The 17180-nt window shown below is 44.4% G+C and carries 11 protein-coding genes; 8 read left to right on the forward strand and 3 right to left on the reverse strand.

From position 1 onward, the window contains the following. Nucleotides 1–117: 117 nt before the first annotated feature. The 7 genes from QT973_RS04960 to QT973_RS04990 all read left to right on the forward strand — a co-directional run bounded on the left by QT973_RS04960 (nt 118) and on the right by QT973_RS04990 (nt 13201). Entirely contained in the window at nt 118–945 is an 828-nt protein-coding gene (locus QT973_RS04960) for a protein-glutamate O-methyltransferase CheR (protein ID WP_333052577.1), read from the forward strand. Next, nucleotides 899–1624, forward strand: coding sequence for a chemotaxis protein CheB (locus tag QT973_RS04965; RefSeq protein ID WP_333052580.1), 726 nt, complete (start codon nt 899–901; stop codon nt 1622–1624). Before QT973_RS04960 ends, QT973_RS04965 begins: the two co-directional genes overlap by 47 nt. Before the next feature lie 7 nt (nt 1625–1631). Then, the gene (locus QT973_RS04970) at nt 1632–3671 is read left to right on the forward strand and encodes a response regulator (RefSeq protein WP_333373031.1); all 2040 of its coding nucleotides are present in this window, start codon (nt 1632–1634) and stop codon (nt 3669–3671) included. A gap of 444 nt (nt 3672–4115) precedes the next feature. After that, complete coding sequence (gene map, locus QT973_RS04975) at nt 4116–4943, forward strand: type I methionyl aminopeptidase (RefSeq protein WP_333052584.1); 828 nt, start codon at nt 4116–4118, stop codon at nt 4941–4943. A gap of 205 nt (nt 4944–5148) precedes the next feature. After that, the gene (locus tag QT973_RS04980) at nt 5149–5841 is read left to right on the forward strand and encodes a response regulator transcription factor (protein ID WP_333052586.1); all 693 of its coding nucleotides are present in this window, start codon (nt 5149–5151) and stop codon (nt 5839–5841) included. Between the two features lie 1111 nt (nt 5842–6952). After that, complete coding sequence (locus QT973_RS04985; RefSeq protein ID WP_333052588.1) at nt 6953–7312, forward strand: hypothetical protein; 360 nt, start codon at nt 6953–6955, stop codon at nt 7310–7312. A 702-nt stretch (nt 7313–8014) separates the two neighbouring features. After that, nucleotides 8015–13201 (forward strand): nSTAND1 domain-containing NTPase, encoded by a 5187-nt coding sequence (locus QT973_RS04990; protein WP_333313019.1) that lies wholly within the window; start codon nt 8015–8017, stop codon nt 13199–13201. 71 nt (nt 13202–13272) lie between these two features. Here the strand turns inward: QT973_RS04990 and QT973_RS04995 are convergent, their stop codons facing one another. Both QT973_RS04995 and QT973_RS05000 read right to left on the reverse strand, forming a co-directional pair. Then, nucleotides 13273–13545 carry a type II toxin-antitoxin system RelE/ParE family toxin gene (locus QT973_RS04995; protein WP_333052593.1) on the reverse strand — a complete coding sequence of 91 codons (273 nt, stop codon included), beginning with the start codon at nt 13543–13545 and terminating at the stop codon, nt 13273–13275. Then, entirely contained in the window at nt 13532–13744 is a 213-nt protein-coding gene (locus QT973_RS05000; RefSeq protein WP_333052595.1) for a hypothetical protein, read from the reverse strand. Before QT973_RS05000 ends, QT973_RS04995 begins: the two co-directional genes overlap by 14 nt. 227 nt (nt 13745–13971) lie before the next feature. Between QT973_RS05000 and QT973_RS05005 the strand changes: the two genes are divergently transcribed. Further along, nucleotides 13972–16239, forward strand: a complete 2268-nt coding sequence (locus QT973_RS05005; protein ID WP_333052598.1) for an FdhF/YdeP family oxidoreductase — start codon at nt 13972–13974, stop codon at nt 16237–16239. A gap of 617 nt (nt 16240–16856) precedes the next feature. On the opposite strand, the gene QT973_RS05010 is transcribed toward QT973_RS05005, so the two are convergent. Next, on the reverse strand, nt 16857–17093 hold the full coding sequence (locus QT973_RS05010) for a glycosyltransferase (protein ID WP_333052601.1): 237 nt from the start codon (nt 17091–17093) through the stop codon (nt 16857–16859). Between the last annotated feature and the right edge of the window lie 87 nt (nt 17094–17180).

Below are 17180 nucleotides of genomic sequence, written 5' to 3' on the forward strand. Positions count from 1 at the left end.
CGCTACCAACCATCCCAAACAAAAATCGACCATCGATGAGCGACGCACCTTACAGTTGACCTGTGACATTAACCAATTCCCAAGTCCCAATGCCCAATTCCCAATAACTAATTAAAAATGCCCGAAAGCCATGAACTTGAAACAATCGAAATTCAACTCCTACTAGAGGGAATGTTTCGCTATTACGGATTTGATTTTCGCAATTATGCTCTTGCCTCTCTCAAGCGCCGTATTTGGAACACTATTCGCTCGGAACGGCTCACCACTGTGTCTGCACTTCAGGAAAAGGTACTCCACAATCCTGCTTACCTAGACCGTTTACTGCTGGACATTTCTGTCAATGTAACGGCGATGTTTCGCGATCCCAGCTTTTACATTAGTTTCAGAAAAAAAGTTGTACCGCTGCTGCGTACTTATCCTTTTATTCGGATTTGGCACGCGGGATGTTCAACGGGAGAAGAAGTCTATTCTATGGCAATTTTGCTGCAAGAAGAAGGACTTTATGACCGTTGTCGGATTTACGCTACGGACATGAATGAATTAGTTTTGAAAACCGCAAAAAGTGGGATATTCCCGCTGAAACAGATGCAAGAATATACGCAACTTTACCACCAAGCGGGGGGCAAGAGAGCGTTTTCTGAGTATTACACTGCGGCCTATGAAAATGCAATTTTTCGCTCTTCACTTAAAGATAATATTGTCTTTGCTCACCACAACCTAGCAACGGATAATTCTTTTAATGAGTTTAATGTTATTTTATGCCGTAATGTGCTGATTTATTTCAATTCACACCTCCAAGAGCGGGTACACAAGCTTTTTTATGAGAGCCTGGTAATGTTTGGGGTTTTAGGCCTGGGTCATCAGGAGTCTCTGATTTTTACACCTTATGAAAAATATTATGAAGCACTTGAAAGTAGTGATAAACTCTACCGAAGAGTTAAATAAAAAAAATTTTGAAATAGTGGTTGTGGGCACGTCTTTGGGAGGGCTAGAGGCTCTGACTGTGCTGCTGGCAGATTTGCCAAAAAGCTTTCCTTTGCCTGTAGTTATTGTCCAACACCGCCATAAGAGTTCTCAGAATAGGCTGACAGATTTTTTACAACAGCACAGCTCTCTCCCAATCACAGAGGCCCAAGACAAAGAGCCGATCGCACCTGGACGAGTTTACTTGGCTCCTGCTGACTATCACTTGCTAATAGAATCGCCCTGTGAGGAGGAGTTTAGCCTGTATGAAAACAACTTGACAGAATGGGGGAGCGTGGCAGTGGAGTCAATCCATAATTCAAAATCCCCAATTCCCAATCGCGTTTCTCCTACATTTGCACTATCAACTGAGGCTCCTGTCTGCTATGCGCGGCCCTCAATCGATGTGCTGTTTGAGTCTGCTGCGGATGCCTTTGGGGAGAAAGTTATCGGCATAATTTTAACGGGAGCTAATTCGGATGGTAGTAAAGGGCTGGCAAAAATTAAAGCTGAGGGAGGATTGACATTCGTGGAGGAACCGGCTTCAGCTCTATGCCCAACCATGCCAGCATCGGCGATCGCAAATGTTGAAGTAGACTGGATTTTACCCCTCTCTAAAATTGCTCCCTGTTTAGTCAATTTGCTAAGAATTAAAGATTAAAAAAATTATGAATCAGCAGTCGCCCCATCGAGTAAATGTCCTTTTAGTTGACGATCGCCCAGAAAATTTGATAGCTCTAGAAGCTATCCTCAACAGCCCCTCTTATCATCTAGTACAAGCTAATTCGGGCGCGGAGGCTCTGAGATGTCTGCTTAATGAAGATTTTGCGGTAATTTTGCTTGATGTGCAGATGCCGGGAATGGATGGATTTGAGACAGCAACATTGATTCGCTCTAGAGATCGATCGCGATCGACTCCGATTATTTTTATCACAGCATTCAGCAGTAATGACACCCACGTGTTTAAAGGTTATTCTCTGGGTGCGGTGGATTACCTGTTCAAACCCTTGGAACCGGAAATATTGACCTCGAAGGTGGGGGTATTTGTGGAATTGTTCCAGAAAACAGTGGAGGTGAAACAGCAAGCAACACAGTTAGCTGCTGTTAATAGTGAACTAAGTAAAAGTGAAGAGCGGTTTCGCACTTTGTGTGCTTGTTCGCCGCTGGGAATTTACTTAGCTGACGTTGAAGGGCGCTGTACATACATTAATCCCCGTTGTCAAGCAATTTGCGGGTTAACACTGGAGGAAAGTTTAGCAGATATTTGGCAGCGGGAAGTTCATGAAGAAGATCGCGATCGCGTAGTAGCACATTGGTTAGCTTGGATTAAAGAAGGCAAGGAATATTCTAACGAGTTTCGATTAGCTGGTAGCGAAACTGTGCGTTGGATTAATGTGCAGTCGTCGCCAATGTTTTCGGATTTGGGAAAACTGATCGGTCATGTGGGTACGGTTAGAGATGTCACAGACCGCAAGCAAGCAGAGGAAGAACGCGGCCGACTAATCCGCGAACAAGTGGCGCGGCAAGAAGCGGAGAGAGCTAACCAGATGAAGGATGAATTTTTAGCTATTCTCTCTCACGAACTCCGTACTCCTTTAAATGCAATTCTCGGCTGGTCTAGGCTGCTTCGTACCAAAACATTTGACCAAGACACTATAGAGAAAGCCCTAGAAACAATAGAGCGCAATGCTAAATCTCAATCTCAACTCATCGAAGATATTTTAGATGTTTCGCGGATTCTGCGGGGGAAACTAAATTTAAATAAGCATCCGATTCGGTTGGAATCTGCGATCAAGCTGGCAATAGATTCTTTGCAGCCGCTGACTGAGGAAAAATCAATAGTCATAGAATTAACGTGCAGTCCCAATGTAGGTGAAGTTATCGGCGATTTCGATCGCTTGCAGCAAATTGTGTGGAATTTGCTGTCAAATGCGATTAAGTTTAGTCCGCAAGAGGGTAAAGTACAGGTGCGCTTAGAGTCGGTTGGAGATGAGGCTCAAATTCAGATAATTGATAGCGGCATTGGTATCGCTCCTGATTTTTTGCCTTATGTTTTCGATCGCTTCCGCCAAGCTGATAGCAGCACAACTAGGTCTTACGGGGGTTTGGGACTGGGATTGGCGATCGTCCGTCACTTGGTGGAACAGCACGGCGGTAAGGTGCAAGCAGAGAATAATCCGGGCGAGGGTGCGAAATTTACGGTGGCTTTACCTGTGGCACAGAGGAACGCCGTCGCTGCTGACGATGATTGGTCGGAGCTCAATGACAGGACAGAGACCCTTCCTACTCTAACTAATTTGCAATTGCTGGTGGTGGATGATGACGATGATACGCGGGAGTTTTTGATTGCTTTACTCGAGGACGAAGGAGCTATGGTGCGATCGGCGGCATCGGTGGCAGGGGCTCTAGCTGCACTGGAGAGTTATTGGCCGGATCTACTGCTGAGCGACATTGGAATGCCGGAAGCAGACGGCTATGAGTTGATCGCGCGCGTGAGAGAAATGGAAGTGATCAGGGGTGGAAAGATGCCTGCGATCGCCCTGACGGCCTACGCGAGAGAGGAAGAGCGCCAGCAAGCGCTGGAAGCGGGTTTCCAGATGCACTTATCTAAACCAGTTGACATAAATAAGTTAATTGCCGCAATTGCTAACCTCACAGGGATGCTCGGAAATCCCGATCCAACTCACATCTTGCACCATGCTCAATAACAGGCTTTTCGGCCTGTTCCACAAAGAGTAAATTTTCTTGTGGGGAGTAGGGGTTGGGCAGGAGAGCCCGTCCCTGAAGGCTGATTGACAATAGTGTTCTTCGGTGATTTCCAACGGACTCGGCGGTTAAAACCGCTTTGTTGACCCAAAGCATCCAGGATACCCGCCACGTGATTCATCCGTCCAGAAATAAAAAACCTGTATCCGATGAAACTTGCCGAACGTATTTATTCGTGGGCTCTATGCTTCAATCTAAAATCTAAAATCTAAAATCGATTGACCCCCAATCCCGTGCCGATTAGTGAGAAAAATATTAAGCTAGCTTAAAGGACACGCGATCGACAGTTCGGAACAAGACACCCGTTTTTCCACAAAAAACTGGATATTTGCCGTTTTTTTGCTTCAACCTGCCGTCAAAGTACAAAATTACTCGCCAATCAATTCATGAATATTTTTAGCAGTCTGCTTTCTAGCCCAACTCAAGCACCCCAAGTCAAAAAACAGCGTCGAGGCATTGAAATTAAGTCGGAACGCGAAATCGAAATTATGCGGCAGGCCGCGAAAATCGTTGCAACGGTACTCAAAGAAATTTCCCAAATGGTGAAACCGGGAATGACTACTGCTGATTTGGATGCTTATGCCGAAAAACGCATCCGTGCTATGGGGGCAACTCCGAGTTTTAAAGGCTATCACGGTTTTCCCGGATCGATTTGCTCTAGCATTAATAACGAAGTTGTTCACGGCATCCCCAGTCCCAAAAAGGTAATTCGGGCCGGAGATGTTCTTAAGGTAGATACGGGGGCATATTATCAAGGTTTTCACGGCGATTCTTGCATTACGATCGCAGTTGTGGAAGTGACTCCCGAATCGGCAAAATTAATCCGAGTCGCAGAAGAAGCTCTCTACAAAGGCATCGAACAAGTGAAGGCGGGAGCCTATTTGCTCGATCTGGCTGGTGCGATCGAAGATCATGTCAAAAGCAACGGTTTTAACATCGTTGAGGAGTTTACGGGCCACGGTGTCGGGCGAAATTTGCACGAGGAACCGTCGGTTTTCAATTTCCGCACGCGGGAAATGCCGAATGTGAAATTGCGAGCGGGCATGACATTGGCGATCGAACCAATTCTGAATGCCGGTTCTAAGTACACTCGGACGCTTTCTGACAAGTGGACTGCTGTAACCGTTGACAATGCTATGTCGGCTCAGTTTGAGCATACTGTGTTGGTAACGGAAACTGGCTATGAAATTTTGACCGATCGTTCCAAAGTTTAAGTGGAAGGGTTCAACAATAATTTTGAGTTTTGAGTTTCGAGTTTTGAATTAAAGATTTAAGAACTTTTTAATCGTTAGATCAAAACCTAACTCAAAACTCTTGAGTTGGACAACAAGTTTTTAACTTCCTTCGAGGGATGGAGTGACAATAAGAGTTAAATGCGGCTAAATTAAAAAATAGTGGTAAAGCGTAAGGGTAACAACTATGTCAGCACGATTATTATTGGTAGATGATGAACCGGGCTTGCGGGAAGCAGTACAAGCTTATTTGGAAGATAGCGATTTTGCGGTTGAGGTTGCCAGTAATGCTCGCGATGGGTGGGAACTCTTGCAGCAGACTAATCCAGATTTGGTGATTTCAGACATTATGATGCCCCAGGTGGACGGTTATCAATTTCTCAAGCAAGTGCGGGAAGATCCTCGCTATAAGGCTTTGCCGGTGGTGTTTTTGACGGCTAAGGGGATGACGAGCGATCGTATTCAAGGCTATCAAGCAGGCTGCGATGCTTATCTTTCTAAGCCCTTCGATCCCGACGAATTAGTAGCAATAGTAACCAATTTGCTAGCCCGCCGCGCGGCTGCTAAGGAGACAAGCGAAAATCCTGAAAGTCCAGATATTGCTGCTTTGACAAGCCAAATGGCGAGAATTGAGTCTTTGCTGAGTGGGCGGAGTTCGATCGCCCAAAGTCCTTCGCCGATTAAAATTGATTTGACTCCGCGAGAACAAAGTGTTTTGGATTTGGTTGCTCAAGGTTTGATGAATAAGGAAATTGCCCGCCGCTTGGAAACTAGCGTGCGTAATGTGGAAAAGTACGTCAGCCGTTTGTTTAGCAAGACGGGTACTAACAGCCGTACTGAGTTGGTTCGCTTCGCCCTCGAACACGGCTTGACGAAATAGGAGTCCTCTCGACTTGGCTGGAGGCTGTGGCTTGCCGAGCTGCGTTACCAGGCTCTTCCTGGTAACGAGAATTATGCAAAAAATTAGAAATGTTAAGATTTGACACTCCCCAGCCTAAAGGCGTGGGGATTCTTAATTCATCGACTGACCTTTAAGCACCATGTCCTTGCGGCAGTCCTTAAACCTTTCAACCGTACAATAGTACAAATTGACGAGTCTAATTCACTGTTACCCCAGAGGGTCTATCTCCAAAAGCGTACTAGGATACAAGCAAGCGAGTTTGGGTATGCCCTACCCTACTTAACAAATCAAGAAATTGTTTGTTGTTACTGGTTTAAGGATGCGTTGATCCTTTAGCTGTTTTAAGAGTTTTCGCCGCTCTGCGTCCCCCGGTTTATACCTAAAAGTGTGTCTTAACTGTTTCACGATGGTAAAGGAGTTTAACCTTGACTATTTTAGTATACTACAAATACCAGCAATTCCTGATTTTTAGGAAGGGATTTAAGAAATTAAAGCCGCCCTAGAAGGACGGGTTTTAAACCCAATTTCCTGATAAGTATTGACAGGTATCCGGCGGCTGTGGTATGTCACATCAGCTTGCTGGTGGCAGCGCGGGAGTGCGAAAACTGGTGTGCGAAAACTGGTGTGCGATCGAACTTCTCACCCACTTTGCTTTGAGTCTGAGATAAACACTCGCAAACACCGGGGAATTACTTAGCGGGAAAACCTGACTGTTTAAGAGTTTTCACGTAGTAAATAGAAAAGCAAACACTTGACCGGATATGCTCCGTTAAGCAAACTTGCCACGAAAAGTCACAGATAAGGTTATATCCTGTGGAAAAACAAGCCACTATTAATTACAGTTCTGGACGCACTCCTACAAAGAAACCGGGTTTTTTACCTAATTTACGGTGTGTAACAAAGTATTTCGTAAAAAAAAACCGTTTCTGGGCCCCCAGGCTAAAATTTTACACCCTAGTTCAAGCTCTCAGATTCATCTGTGGAGTAAATCTAAAATCTAAAATCTAAAATCGACTGACAGCGAAGGAAAGTAGCCGCAGATGTTGAATGTATAGTAGTACCAAAGTTTAGTTTATATCAGGAGGATACCATGAGGAAAATCACGGCGCGACAAACAATAAGTGCCATAGTAGCACTGCCGATCGTACTAATAGCCAATACAACTCAAGCTTTAGCGACTGATACCGCTCAAAAAATAGAGCCCATTAAGAAAGTTTCGGATTTTGGCGATGAGCTAGATTTTGATATTGGGCCACCAACAACCATCAGCATTGAAGAAAGCGAGGATTGGGATGAACCTGATTTTACAGCTACTTTAGATATGGAGATTAGTAAATTTATGACAAAAAATCTTCAAGCTGTATTTGATGAGCCGCCGCCGATAGTTTATCTCAGTGCTGCAAGGGGTCAGTCAAGCAAGGAATGCCGGATTTCAGCGATATGCGAATAACTGAATCGGATTTGTGCGATTTTGGCGATGGCTGGGACTCCCGCAAACAAAGACTCATTTGCTGGGTAGAATTTGAGCAATTATCAAGATTTCAGTAAACTCCGGTTGATTTTGCTGGGAATATGCGAATAACAGAGTATGTATTTTTTTGGGTATGCTTTAATTGCGATCGGCTAAAATAATAAGTATGCAGGCTGAAAAAAACTTAACTAATTGATAGTTAGTCCGTAGGGTGCGGATCTGCTTCATATTTGATAAAGATTGCAGATTGACGGGTGTATCCGCACCTTACTCGCGTCTCTCTTCTTGTGTGTACCACATATACATGGAATATGCTGTAAGTATGCAGGCTGAAATAAACTTAACTAATTGATAGTTCCCAGTGATAGGAAATCGCCAAAAAGGGCAGAAATAAAATTAATCATGTGATTGTTCGCTGTGATTGGCAAACGTAAAAACGGGTAAAAGTAAACTTAGTTAGAGCAACCGCCCAAAAGGTGAGGACGTTCTTAATTGCAGTTCCCCCCTGCGGTCTATTCTTTCCATCCGTTACATCCGTTACATCCGTTACATCCGTTAAATAATCCGTTGCCGAACTTCCATCCGTTACATCCGTTACATCCGTTAAATAATCCGTTGCCGAACTTATTTTTTTCGGCAGTTGACAGCACCTATCCTGAGAATTTTTTTCAAATATTAATTATGATTAATTCGCACTACCAGCAAGAAACCGCAGCACAGCAAAACCAAAGTTCGCTGCAAACTCTCTCCCGGACTCTGAGAATGTCTCACGGGCAATTTTCGCTCATTTTGGTACGGTGCAATTACAGCGCTATGAGAGAGGAAATTGTAAGGCAATTGCGGGCAGAGTCTGGGATCGAGATTCGAGAAATTGTCCTCCCGCCATCTGTTAAAACTCTTTACACGACGATAGAAACCAAACTTTCCTGCACCCATCCGGCAGCTTTAATGGTGTTTGGATTGGAATCGGTAAGTGCGATCGATCGCCTGCTGACTTCTACCAACTACGTGAGGGAAGAATTTCGGAATAATTTTCCTTTCCCGGTGGTGCTGTGGGTGACAGACAAAATATTAAAAAAACTGATTCGGTTAGTAACAGATATCGAAACTTGGACGACAAGTGTTGAATTTGTGATGGGCCCGGACGACTTGGTAGATTTTTTGGGCAAAAGTGCCGATCGCATTTTTTCCAACATTTTAGAAAGTGGCAATTGGCGTTTAACTAATTCTGCCATTCTCGGAGCCAATTCTTTGAGTGAACTAGAGTCGGCTAGCCAAGACTTGCAAACTTGCAATATCAGATTAGAACCAGCTATTGAAGCAAGTTTGCAATTTATTCGCGGTAGGCACGAATATGCTTGTCACCGCATCTCTGCGGCTATTGAATTATATCAAAAAAGTCTCAGTTTTTGGAAGTATCAAGTAGCATTTATTGGACAAAAAACAGAATTTAGCGATTTGTTATTTACCGTTCACCCTGCACCGGTGTTAGAGGGAATTCTGCTATTCCACATCGGTCTTTGCTACCGCTTCCAAGCAGAAAAACACCGCAGCGGCAACCGTCCTTACTGGACGGAAGCTAAGAATTATTTTCAGGAATGTATAGATGTTTTAGAACGCGTGGGGCGGCCGGATGCCGTGAGTATATTCATCAATCAACTTGAGGAAGTATTGCAGCATTTAGAAGATTGGGATGCACTCTGGAATTTAGCCATAAAAGCTCGGAGGTTACATGAAAATATGGAAAATTCAGCAGTTAATTTGGCTCAAGATTACGGCTTTTTGGCTAGAGTAGCCTTAGAGCAAAAGAACTGGCAAGGGGCGAAAGAATGGGCTTTAGTGGCTCTAGACGTTCTCAACTCAAATTTAGAAGCGACGGGACAGGGAACCCCTGTAAAGTCGCAGCATTTAGGCTTGTATCTGTTAATTTTAGCAGAGGCCCAGAGTCATTTGGGTGAGGTGCAAGAGGCGATCGCGCATTTAGAACTTGCTCGCTCGGAAACCGAACCTTGCTACAACCCGCAACTGTATTTGCGGGTTTTAGAAATGCTGCGATCGCTCTATTTTCAGCGGGGAGAATATCTCGAAGCATTTCAAATTAAGCAAGATTATCGAGCGGTGGAACACACGTATCGGTTCCGAGCTTTTATTGGGGCCGGAAAGTTGCAGCCGCACAGAGAAGCGGTTAATTCCGTCGCCGAAACTCTTGCCGGCGCTGCTACTATTGCTGACGAGATTACAGCTTCCGGCAGAGAGGAAGACCTCAACCGCTTGATATATAGAATGAACAATACCCCCGACAAACTGACAGTAATTTACGGTCAGTCTGGAGTTGGCAAAAGTTCAATAGTCACGGGAGGATTAGTACCAGCTCTCAAACAAAAAAAAATAGAAATGCGGACTGTTTTGCCGGTAGTGTTGCAAGTTTACAACAACTGGCCGCGGGAATTGACCAGACAGTTATCTGCTGGAAAAGCTGAAATATTCGATTCGGAAAATTCCGAAGCAGTACCAGAAACTGCTCCGGTAGATTTGACCGTAGAAGCAGGTGCAGTCAAGGGAAATCTTATTTCGGGATTGCACGGTGGCTCGGCTGCGAAAAATGAGGAGCAAAGGGAGCAGTCACAGCCAGTAGAATTTATCATACAACAACAGGCGATCGAATACGAAAACATTATCAATGAGCTGCAAAGAAATTCAGAACATTTAGTTACTGTTCTGATATTTGACCAATTTGAAGAATTCTTTTTTGTATGGAAAGAGCCAGCGGAAAGACAAATATTTTTTGATTTTTTGCGGGAATGCTTGAAAATCAAATATTTAAAAGTCGTCCTGTGTTTGCGGGAAGATTACCTGCACTATGTGCTGGAATTTACTCGACCAAAAAACCAGACAGGATTCGTTAACAATGATATTTTAGATGACATTCTCAGCAAAAATATTCTGTTTTATTTGGGAAATTTTTCGCCGATCGATGCGCGAGCGGTAATTCGCACTTTAACTGAGCGAGCGCAGTTTTACTTAGAACCGGAGCTGATCGAAGAATTAGTCAATGATTTAGCTGGAGAATTAGGAGAAGTTCGCCCGATCGAACTACAACTTGTCGGCGCTCAACTACAACAAGAGAACATTAGAACTTTAACTCAATATCAGGAACTTGGCAACAATCCGCAACAAAAATTAGTCGAAAGGTTTCTCGAAGAAGTTATCAAAGATTGCGGCCCAGAGAATGAAGTAGCGGCGCGCCGAGTTTTGTATTTGCTCACAGATGAAGAACAGATTCGTCCCCTAAAAACCCGCGCAGAATTAGCTTCAAGTTTAGCGACATTTGCTGAAGCTGACAAATTAGATTTAGTCTTAGAATTGTTAGTAAAGTCTGGTTTAGTCTTTCGATGGATGGAACTGCCTGCTGAGCTTTATCAGCTCGTTCACGATTATTTAGTTAGCTTCATTCGCCAGCAGCAAGAATTAGATAAAAAGGCAGAATTTGAGGAACTGCGAAAGCAAAACCAAATTAACCGAGATGAAATTGAACAAATTCGCAAAGACAGAGAGCAAGATGCTTTGCTGTCGGAAGCTAGAGACAAACAGTACCAAGCAGAAGCTCAACTTTACCACACTCGGAGATGGCAATTGCAGGCGGCGGTTCTAGGAGTGCTTGTACTCGGAGGAGTTTCGGGGATGGCTTTCGAGCAAGCAAAATTAGCAGAAAGCGCACGGCAAGAAGCAGAAACCAGTCGGACTGATGCCCTAAATTCGGCGTCGGAAGCTTTGGTGCTTTCTAATGAAAAAAATCAATTAGGAGTGTTGGGAAATAGTATCAAAATTGGTCGTGATTCTCTGAAAAGTACGGCGCTGCCTGTGGACACTAAAAATCAAATTGCTGAAAGACTAAGACAAGCAGTTTCCGGGGTGCAAGAACGCAACCGTTTCGAGCAGCACAGCAAGTTTGTTTTGGATGTAAGTGTTAGTCCCGACGGCAATTCAGTTGCTTCAGCAAGTGCAGATCAAACTGTTAAATTGTGGAGCAAAGAAGGTAAGTTATTAAAAACTTTCAATCACCCAGATAGCGTGACGAGTGTTAGTTTTAGTCCTGATGGGAAAACGATCGCTACTGGTTGTGCCGATCGCACAATTAGAATTTGGCAAGTAGATAACGACAAAAGTGCGATTGGCATTTTATCCGGCCACCGCGATATCGTCACCAGCGTCAGTTTCAGTCCAGACGGCAAAACCCTAGCTTCCGCCAGTCACGACAACACCGTCAAAATCTGGAACCTTGCGAACAAAAAATTGCTGCAAACCTTAACCGGACACAAAGACTGGGTGCTCGGCGTCAGTTTCAGTCCCGACGGCCAAACAATTGCCTCAGCAAGTGTTGACAAAACTGTCAAACTTTGGAACCGAGAAAGTAAAACGCAGAAATTTAGAATTAATCCCAAAACATTAACCAAACATTCTGACATTGTTTACAGCATTAAGTTCAGTCCAAACAGTCGAGAACTCGTCTCAGCAAGTGCCGACACCACAGCCAAAATTTGGAACCGAAACGGTGAGGAAATCAGAACTCTCAAAGGACACAACGATGAAGTTGTCAGCGCGACTTTCAGTCGCGACGGCGAAAAAATTGTCACCGGCAGTGCAGACGATACGGTGAAAGTTTGGAGTCGCAGCGGCACTTTGCTCAACACTTTTCGAGGACATCAAGACGACGTGAGGGCTGTAAGTTTCAGCGGCGACGGCACTATTGCTTCCGCAAGTAAGGACAAAATAGTGAAAATTTGGAAACCAGACAGCACTCCGCTGAATAAGATTTTATCAGGACACGAAGACTGGGTTTACAAAGTCAGTTTTAGCGCTGACGGCAAAACAATTGCTTCTGCTAGCGGGGACAAAACAGTGAGACTTTGGCGTGCTGACGGCAGTTTATTCAAAACCTTAGAAAGTCACAAGGATTCTGTTACCTGGGTTAGCATTTCGCCTGATGATAAAACTGTTGCTTCCGCGAGCGATGACAAAACCGTGAAAGTCTGGAGTTTAAACGGCAAACTGTTAAATACTCTCAGCCACAGCGGCATTGTTAGAAGCGTGAGTTTTAGTCCAGATGGAAAGATAATTGCTGCCGCAAGTGCCGATCGCAAATTGTACCTCTGGCGCTGGAACGGTGCTAAAGCAACTTTGTTGGCAAAACTCGATCACAGCAATCCAGTAATTAGCGTTAGCTTCAGTCCCGACGGCAAAACTATTGCTACTGCTACCGCTGCTGAGGACAAGCCAAGCGGGAAGAAAAAGGCTTTTGAAATTACCGGAGAAAAGAGAGTTTACCTATGGGAATTTAACGGTTCGTCGGCGAAAATCCTGAAAACTCTCGACCACCAAGACAGCGTTAAAAATGTTAGTTTTAGTCCAGACGGCAAGACTATTGCTGCTGCTTGCGCTGACAAAAAAGTTTACTTGTGGGGGTTTGATGGAAAGGTGGCGAATTTAACTGAAAAACTCGACCACAGCGATACTGTAGAAAGCGTGAGTTTTAGTCCCAACGGCAAGTTGATTGCGGCGGCGAGTGGGGGAAATACTGTTAAGCTGTGGGATTTTGACGGCAAGAAGGCGCTGCTATCGAAGACTTTGGAATCGAGCGATCGCGTGTTGAGTGTTACTTTTAGTTCTGATAGCAAAACTCTGGGTTTTGCTAGTAGGGATAGGAATGTAATTCTGTTGCCTGTGGAGAATTTGGAACTGAATAATATTATTGCTCGCAGTTGCGAGTGGTTAGGAGATTATTTGCAGAATGACCCGAATGTTGCTGAGGGCGATCGACTGCTGTGTCTTGGGTTTGGGAAACAGGCGTTAAATAAGGGGAAGCGGTGAAATTGACAGGGGTAAGTTGCGGGCTGCGCCCCCTACATAATTATATTTTGCTAATTCTCATCTACATAATTTTATGGAAAAATTCTGTATATGTCTCGGCGGTGCGCTACTCGCTGACAAATTAAAGTTTTTGTCGGTGCATCAACTGTGAGTCCAATACGGTAGTCACCAAGACGAATCTTATATTTATCTGGATAACCTTTCATTTTTTCCAGATATCCTAATGCAAAGGGATTGTCTGATTCTAAGAATTGAAAAACTATAGGTTCTATCCTACTTCTAATTTCAGCAGGTAAACCAGCTAGTTCTTTGAGGAACCGATTTGTATATTCAACTTGCCACATTATTTTGTTTAATTGAGTTATAATACTTTAGTGCTTGTTCTTTTGATAATCTCTCATCACCTTCAGTTTCTTCTATAAGTTTAGCCAGACCATAGTTTTCCAAAATCTCCTCGATTTTCTCAAATTGTTCAAGGGGGATTTGAACAGCAATCGGCTGCTGATTTTCGTCGATTACATAACTTTTATGTAGTTCTAGCATTTTGTAGTGTTTATATCTGAGTATATGAATTATTATAATAGATACATTTTTTTTGTCAAGAGGCGATCGCGTCTGCCTGTCGAGTTACTCAACCGATAGGTTAAACAAATCTATCTACTGGCTAATTGTGGTCGCAGTAAACTTGCGCTAAAATTCGACTGATAAGCTTAAGCTTTTTGGCAATTCCCCACAGAATTAACCAGCAATCAAAACCCGAGGTAAACCACATGGATGTCAACTCCCAAAATGTCCAACCAATCCCGCCATTCAACGAGACAAACGAGGAAACACCAGAGATAGGTGGCGGTTTGCCCGTAATAGAATATTGGGCAGAACATACATTGTCCCCGGAAGGGCCGAAACTTTGGAAAACTTTGCTGCACAAAAGTGCTTGTTTGTCGTGTTCTTGGGGCACGGGCGGACAGAAAGGAGGTTTTACAAATGAAGAGGGCGAAAAACTTCAGCGGTGCATGAAAAGCGTCGAAGCAATCTCCGCTGAAATCAAGCCGGCTATCTCAACTCAATTTTTTGAACAGCAGAGTATTGCACAACTTCAGCAATTAACTTCAATGGAAGCCGATAGGCTGGGAAGGCTGAGTTTTCCGATGATTTTGCGGGCTGGTTCCTCTCATTACGATCGCATTTCTTGGCAAGAAGTTTATCAAATTGCCGAAGCTGCTTTTCGCAAAACCCCCGAACGAGTGGCATCTTACAGTTCCGGTCGTTCTTCCAACGAAGCGGCTTTTCTGCTGCAATTGATGATGCGGGCGATGGGTTCCAATAACTTAGCAGATTGTTCCGATCTCTGCCACGCTCCCTCGACAACCGGCTTAAGCGAAATGTTTGCCACCCGCACCTCGGTAGTGAGTCTAGAAAACTTGAAGGAAGCAGATTGCGTCGTGCTCGCGGGCAGCAATTCTTCCTACAACCATCCCCGCTTGATGAACGAATTGATTAAAATTCGCGACAAAGGCGGTAAAATAATTGTCATCAATCCGGTGATGGAAATCGGGTTAGTCAAGTTTGGTTCTCCCGCATTTCCTGTCAAATCGCTCATCCCCGGTTCCGATATTTCCTCCCTATACTTGCAACCAATTCCCGGCAGCGATACGGCGCTATTTGTAGGGATTCAAAAGTCTATAATCGAACAAGGATTGCTGGACGAAAGCTATTTGCAAGCTCATACAGAAGGCTGGGAAGCAGCAGTCCAGCACGCCCGCGAAACTTCTTGGGAAACTATTACTGAAACCTGCGGAGTTTCCCGCGCAGAAATTGAGGCAGCAGCCAGAATTATTGGCACGTCCCAGCGAGTTGTCTTCGGTTGGGCGATGGGAATTACCCAACACGATAACGGTGTAGATAACGTTTTCAGCATCGCTAATACTGCCTTAATGACAGGAAATGTCGGCAAAGAAGGGGCGGGATTAATGCCCGTGAGAGGACACTCAAACGTGCAAGGATTCGGCTCTATGGGCGTCACTGTGAAGCTGAAAAAAGAAATTCAACAAGCTTTAGAAAAGTTATTGAATCGTCCCCTGAGTCCTGTTAAGGGCTACGACACTCGATCGCTCATTGAAGCAGCAGAAGCAGGCAAAGTTGATACCCTGATCTGTCTGGGCGGCAACTTGTATGGGGCAAATCCAGATTTAACTCAGGCAAAACGCGCTTTAGCCAATGTTGAAACCGTTATCTACCTCGCAACCAAACCGAATTTAGGGCATTTTCACGGATTGGCAAAGCACAATACAATTGTGATCCCCGTGCTGAATCGCTTTGAAAACCCCCACAAAACAACCGTGGAATCTGGCAATAACTTTGTGCGTTTAAATGATGAGGGCGAAACTCATCTCCAGAATTCGGATTTGATTCCTGAAGTGCATTTTTTGACGGAATTAGCCAGCAGAATCCACGGCGATTTTCCGGTTGATTGGCGCCGACTTCAAGACACAAAATACGTGCGCCAATTGATTGCTAAAACTATTCCGGGCTATGAAAAAATAGCGACAATTGATGAAACACAAGAGGAATTTACCATCAGCGGCCGCATTTTTACAGAACCTAAATTTCCTACAGAGTCTGGGAAAGCGAAGATGTTTGTCACGCCTTTACCTAAGCTGAAATTACCGGAAGCGAAAGAGTTTGGACTATCGGAATCAACACAGGGTATTGTTGTAGCCTTAATGACGGGACGCAGCTATTCTCAGCATAATACTGTGGTTTACAAAATTGATGACAAGTACCGGGGAATGCCGCACCGCAACTGCATTTTGATGAATCGCGCGGATGCAGAAAGCACGGGTTTGCATGAACATCAACGGGTTACGGTGCAGGGAAATGTGGGGAAAATGGAAAATGTCGAGGTGATTTACGGGGCGGTTCGTGAGGGTGCTGCTTTGATGTTTTATCCTGAAGTTAATGTGATTTTTCACCCGGAGATTGAAAGGCGATCGGGCACGCCTGCTTACAAGCGCGTACCTGCTTTTGTATACGCCTAAGTTCGGCAAAGGATTCTGTAACGGATGTAACGGATGTTATGATTAGCTCTGCCTTCTGTCTTCTATAACTCACATTTTAGATGATTTTTAAGAACAGGCAAGATGCCTGTTCCACAAGGAGTTAATTTTTTGTGGGGAGTATGGGTTGGGCATCTTGCCTGCCCATATGCAAGTCTTAATTAACTCTTAATTTGCAAAGTTCTACCGCGCCAAGTCCACCCCCAACCGGTTTCAGTTTGAATCGCAGAACCGATCGCAATTGCGGCCACTAAGGATCGCGAATTAAATAACTTACAATTTTAATTGTTATTGTGGAAGTTATTTAATTCTCATTCCTAACGCACCTCCGAAACCTCCAAACCACCAGTATTTCGTCGGACATTCAGAAATCTCGGCACCCAAGGGGCGCAAAGTGTAATGCTGCCAAATTACGATTACGGATAAACAAATAGTTAACCAGGTAATTGGTTGGTTGGTCGCGGCTGACAAGCGAATTTCTTCATGTGGTATCCGCCACGTGATTTATCCGTGGAATTGATCCAAAATCTAAAATCGAAAATCCTCAAGAAAGAGCATTTATCTCGCGCAAGTCAATTTTTTAATCTAAAATCTAAAATCTAAAATCGCGCAATCGATTGACCTGCTAATATTTTAAGCCGGGAGTCGTTGAGATGCTGTTGCAGGGTTGGCCCGATCGCCTTGGTGTCGTCTGTCGAGCGATCGTCTACAATTAAAACCTCTAAGTTGTCCACAGACAGCGGTGTACTCTCCCTCATGGCGATCGCGCAATCCCGAATATTCTCTGCCTCGTTGTATTGTAAAACTTCATTAAGTTTATAAGCATTAGTGGACAAAAGTAGTATCCTGTGGTCAGGAAGACCAAATGATACTACCTGACTAGGCCAAGGCAATAGGCATCACTCTACACAACCGCATGGCGA

It is taken from the genome of Microcoleus sp. Z1_A1, from assembly GCF_036700305.1.
GTDB lineage: Bacteria > Cyanobacteriota > Cyanobacteriia > Cyanobacteriales > Microcoleaceae > Microcoleus.